This window comes from Pseudomonas sp. C8002 (assembly GCF_013385765.1).
Classification (GTDB): domain Bacteria; phylum Pseudomonadota; class Gammaproteobacteria; order Pseudomonadales; family Pseudomonadaceae; genus Aquipseudomonas.
On sequence record NZ_JACAPJ010000032.1, the window covers coordinates 1 to 5,626 of the forward strand.

The 5,626-nt window shown below is 51.0% G+C and carries 2 tRNA genes and 3 rRNA genes; all 5 read right to left on the minus strand.

Annotated features, from left to right (window positions below):
• Positions 1-50 precede the first annotated feature (50 nt).
• A 5S ribosomal RNA gene (gene rrf, locus HX814_RS28130) occupies positions 51-166 on the minus strand.
• Positions 167-319: 153 nt separating this feature from the next.
• Positions 320-3,213: ribosomal RNA gene (locus HX814_RS28135) — 23S ribosomal RNA — on the minus strand.
• A 232-nt stretch (positions 3,214-3,445) separates the two neighbouring features.
• A tRNA-Ala gene (locus tag HX814_RS28140) sits at positions 3,446-3,521 on the minus strand.
• A gap of 30 nt (positions 3,522-3,551) precedes the next feature.
• A tRNA-Ile gene (locus HX814_RS28145) sits at positions 3,552-3,628 on the minus strand.
• A gap of 83 nt (positions 3,629-3,711) precedes the next feature.
• Positions 3,712-5,248 (minus strand): 16S ribosomal RNA (locus HX814_RS28150).
• The 16S, 23S and 5S rRNA genes sit together here with 2 tRNA genes alongside, the layout of an rRNA operon.
• Positions 5,249-5,626 lie beyond the last annotated feature (378 nt).

Consider the following 5,626-nt stretch of genomic DNA (forward strand, 5'->3'; position numbering starts at 1 on the left):
CCAAAACAAAACCCCTGACTGCATAAGCAATCAGGGGTTCTGGAATTTAATCTTGACGATGACCTACTCTCACATGGGGAAACCCCACACTACCATCGGCGATGCATCGTTTCACTGCTGAGTTCGGGATGGGATCAGGTGGTTCCAATGCTCTATGGTCGTCAAGAAATTCGGGTACTGAGTCGTGGCCAGCTGGCCTCGCTTCAGCAAATTGGGTATGTGATAGCTTTCGGTGTTTTGCAAGATCTCGAACTTTCGGTTCGTTTCGTCTTCACACACCGCAATCTGGTCTCTTCGACGCAAATTGCTTGGGTGTTATATGGTCAAGCCTCACGGGCAATTAGTATTGGTTAGCTCAACGCCTCACAGCGCTTACACACCCAACCTATCAACGTCGTAGTCTTCGACGGCCCTTCAGGGAACTCAAGGTTCCAGTGAGATCTCATCTTGAGGCTAGTTTCCCGCTTAGATGCTTTCAGCGGTTATCTATTCCGAACATAGCTACCCGGCAATGCCACTGGCGTGACAACCGGAACACCAGAGGTTCGTCCACTCCGGTCCTCTCGTACTAGGAGCAGCCCCTCTCAAATCTCAAACGTCCACGGCAGATAGGGACCGAACTGTCTCACGACGTTCTAAACCCAGCTCGCGTACCACTTTAAATGGCGAACAGCCATACCCTTGGGACCGGCTTCAGCCCCAGGATGTGATGAGCCGACATCGAGGTGCCAAACACCGCCGTCGATATGAACTCTTGGGCGGTATCAGCCTGTTATCCCCGGAGTACCTTTTATCCGTTGAGCGATGGCCCTTCCATACAGAACCACCGGATCACTAAGACCTACTTTCGTACCTGCTCGACGTGTCTGTCTCGCAGTCAAGCGCGCTTTTGCCTTTATACTCTACGACCGATTTCCGACCGGTCTGAGCGCACCTTCGTACTCCTCCGTTACTCTTTAGGAGGAGACCGCCCCAGTCAAACTACCCACCATACACTGTCCTCGATCCGGATAACGGACCTGAGTTAGAACCTCAAAGTTGCCAGGGTGGTATTTCAAGGTTGGCTCCACGCGAACTGGCGTCCACGCTTCAAAGCCTCCCACCTATCCTACACAAGCAAATTCAAAGTCCAGTGCAAAGCTATAGTAAAGGTTCACGGGGTCTTTCCGTCTAGCCGCGGATACACTGCATCTTCACAGCGATTTCAATTTCACTGAGTCTCGGGTGGAGACAGCGCCGCCATCGTTACGCCATTCGTGCAGGTCGGAACTTACCCGACAAGGAATTTCGCTACCTTAGGACCGTTATAGTTACGGCCGCCGTTTACCGGGGCTTCGATCAAGAGCTTCGCGTTAGCTAACCCCATCAATTAACCTTCCGGCACCGGGCAGGCGTCACACCCTATACGTCCACTTTCGTGTTTGCAGAGTGCTGTGTTTTTAATAAACAGTCGCAGCGGCCTGGTATCTTCGACCGGCATGAGCTTACGGAGCAAGTCCTTCACCCTCACCGGCGCACCTTCTCCCGAAGTTACGGTGCCATTTTGCCTAGTTCCTTCACCCGAGTTCTCTCAAGCGCCTTGGTATTCTCTACCCAACCACCTGTGTCGGTTTGGGGTACGGTTCCTGGTTACCTGAAGCTTAGAAGCTTTTCTTGGAAGCATGGCATCAACCACTTCGTCATCTAAAAGATAACTCGTCATCAGCTCTCGGCCTTAGAATCCCGGATTTACCTAAGATTCCAGCCTACCACCTTAAACTTGGACAACCAACGCCAAGCTGGCCTAGCCTTCTCCGTCCCTCCATCGCAATAACCAGAAGTACAGGAATATTAACCTGTTTTCCATCGACTACGCTTTTCAGCCTCGCCTTAGGGACCGACTAACCCTGCGTCGATTAACGTTGCGCAGGAAACCTTGGTCTTTCGGCGTGGGTGTTTTTCACACCCATTATCGTTACTCATGTCAGCATTCGCACTTCTGATACCTCCAGCAAGCTTCTCAACTCACCTTCACAGGCTTACAGAACGCTCCTCTACCGCATCATCCGAAGATGATACCCGTAGCTTCGGTGTATGGTTTGAGCCCCGTTACATCTTCCGCGCAGGCCGACTCGACTAGTGAGCTATTACGCTTTCTTTAAAGGGTGGCTGCTTCTAAGCCAACCTCCTAGCTGTCTAAGCCTTCCCACATCGTTTCCCACTTAACCATAACTTTGGGACCTTAGCTGACGGTCTGGGTTGTTTCCCTTTTCACGACGGACGTTAGCACCCGCCGTGTGTCTCCCATGCTCGGCACTTGTAGGTATTCGGAGTTTGCATCGGTTTGGTAAGTCGGGATGACCCCCTAGCCGAAACAGTGCTCTACCCCCTACAGTGATACATGAGGCGCTACCTAAATAGCTTTCGAGGAGAACCAGCTATCTCCGAGCTTGATTAGCCTTTCACTCCGATCCACAGGTCATCCGCTAACTTTTCAACGGTAGTCGGTTCGGTCCTCCAGTTAGTGTTACCCAACCTTCAACCTGCCCATGGATAGATCGCCCGGTTTCGGGTCTATTCCCAGCGACTAGACGCCCTATTAAGACTCGCTTTCGCTACGCCTCCCCTATTCGGTTAAGCTCGCCACTGAAAATAAGTCGCTGACCCATTATACAAAAGGTACGCAGTCACAGAACAAAGTCTGCTCCCACTGCTTGTACGCATACGGTTTCAGGATCTATTTCACTCCCCTCTCCGGGGTTCTTTTCGCCTTTCCCTCACGGTACTAGTTCACTATCGGTCAGTCAGTAGTATTTAGCCTTGGAGGATGGTCCCCCCATATTCAGACAAAGTTTCTCGTGCTCCGTCCTACTCGATTTCATGACTAAGAGATTTTCGCGTACAGGGCTATCACCCACTATGGCCGCACTTTCCAGAGCGTTCCGCTAATCTCAAAGCCACTTAAGGGCTAGTCCCCGTTCGCTCGCCACTACTAAGGGAATCTCGGTTGATTTCTTTTCCTCAGGGTACTTAGATGTTTCAGTTCCCCTGGTTCGCTCCATACACCTATGTATTCAGTGTAAGGTAACCATCTTATGATGGTTGGGTTCCCCCATTCAGACATCTCCGGATCAAAGTCTGTTTGCCGACTCCCCGAAGCTTTTCGCAGGCTACCACGTCTTTCATCGCCTCTGACTGCCAAGGCATCCACCGTATGCGCTTCTTCACTTGACCATATAACCCCAAGCAATCTGGTTATACTGTGAAGACGACATTCGCCGAAAATTCGCAATTACTTACAAATTTTACCTTAGCCTGATCCGTTACCAGTGAAAGTAACGTTCAGTCTATCTTTCTATCACATACCCAAATTTTTAAAGAACGATCTAATCAAAGACTAGAAATCAACATTCACCATCACATCGATGGAATGCTCATTTCTAAGCTTTCAAGACAGAAGCAGTAGTGGTGGAGCCAAACGGGATCGAACCGTTGACCTCCTGCGTGCAAGGCAGGCGCTCTCCCAGCTGAGCTATGGCCCCGTATTTCTACAGGCGTTTCCCACACAAAATTGGTGGGTCTGGGCAGATTCGAACTGCCGACCTCACCCTTATCAGGGGTGCGCTCTAACCAACTGAGCTACAGACCCAATTTCGGGCTGCTTCTTTATCGTCTTCTTCAATGAATCAAGCAATTCGTGTGGGAACTTATGGAGCAGCTGATGTCGTCGATTAAGGAGGTGATCCAGCCGCAGGTTCCCCTACGGCTACCTTGTTACGACTTCACCCCAGTCATGAATCACACCGTGGTAACCGTCCTCCCGAAGGTTAGACTAGCTACTTCTGGTGCAACCCACTCCCATGGTGTGACGGGCGGTGTGTACAAGGCCCGGGAACGTATTCACCGCGACATTCTGATTCGCGATTACTAGCGATTCCGACTTCACGCAGTCGAGTTGCAGACTGCGATCCGGACTACGATCGGTTTTCTGGGATTAGCTCCACCTCGCGGCTTGGCAACCCTCTGTACCGACCATTGTAGCACGTGTGTAGCCCAGGCCGTAAGGGCCATGATGACTTGACGTCATCCCCACCTTCCTCCGGTTTGTCACCGGCAGTCTCCTTAGAGTGCCCACCATTACGTGCTGGTAACTAAGGACAAGGGTTGCGCTCGTTACGGGACTTAACCCAACATCTCACGACACGAGCTGACGACAGCCATGCAGCACCTGTCTCAATGTTCCCGAAGGCACCAATCTATCTCTAGAAAGTTCATTGGATGTCAAGGCCTGGTAAGGTTCTTCGCGTTGCTTCGAATTAAACCACATGCTCCACCGCTTGTGCGGGCCCCCGTCAATTCATTTGAGTTTTAACCTTGCGGCCGTACTCCCCAGGCGGTCAACTTAATGCGTTAGCTGCGCCACTAAGAGCTCAAGGCTCCCAACGGCTAGTTGACATCGTTTACGGCGTGGACTACCAGGGTATCTAATCCTGTTTGCTCCCCACGCTTTCGCACCTCAGTGTCAGTATCAGTCCAGGTGGTCGCCTTCGCCACTGGTGTTCCTTCCTATATCTACGCATTTCACCGCTACACAGGAAATTCCACCACCCTCTACCATACTCTAGCTCGTCAGTTTTGAATGCAGTTCCCAGGTTGAGCCCGGGGATTTCACATCCAACTTAACGAACCACCTACGCGCGCTTTACGCCCAGTAATTCCGATTAACGCTTGCACCCTCTGTATTACCGCGGCTGCTGGCACAGAGTTAGCCGGTGCTTATTCTGTCGGTAACGTCAAAACAGCAAAGTATTAATTTACTGCCCTTCCTCCCAACTTAAAGTGCTTTACAATCCGAAGACCTTCTTCACACACGCGGCATGGCTGGATCAGGCTTTCGCCCATTGTCCAATATTCCCCACTGCTGCCTCCCGTAGGAGTCTGGACCGTGTCTCAGTTCCAGTGTGACTGATCATCCTCTCAGACCAGTTACGGATCGTCGCCTTGGTGAGCCATTACCCCACCAACTAGCTAATCCGACCTAGGCTCATCTGATAGCGCAAGGCCCGAAGGTCCCCTGCTTTCTCCCGTAGGACGTATGCGGTATTAGCGTCCGTTTCCGGACGTTATCCCCCACTACCAGGCAGATTCCTAGGCATTACTCACCCGTCCGCCGCTCTCAAGAGAAGCAAGCTTCTCTCTACCGCTCGACTTGCATGTGTTAGGCCTGCCGCCAGCGTTCAATCTGAGCCATGATCAAACTCTTCAGTTCAAACATCTTTGGGTTTTTAAGAAACCCTAAACTTGGCTCAGCAATCGTTGGTTACATCTTTGATTTCTCGCGGAGTAACTTGTGATGCTGATAATCTTGTTGACTATCAGTCTGACTCCACAAGCACCCACACGAATTGCTTGATTCAGTTGTTAAAGAGCGGTTGGTTAAGATCTTTCGTCTCAACCGAGGCGCGCATTCTACAGCAGCCTCATTTGCTGTCAAGTGATTATTTTCAGAAGTTTTCAAAGTTTCCTTTGTAACTTCAACCACTTGCGCTTCCGATCTCTCGTTAGCGGGAGGCGAATTCTACAGCGTTACACGCTGCTGTCAACACCTCTTTTTCTCCGCTTTCGACCGAGAAGATCGAAACGTTAA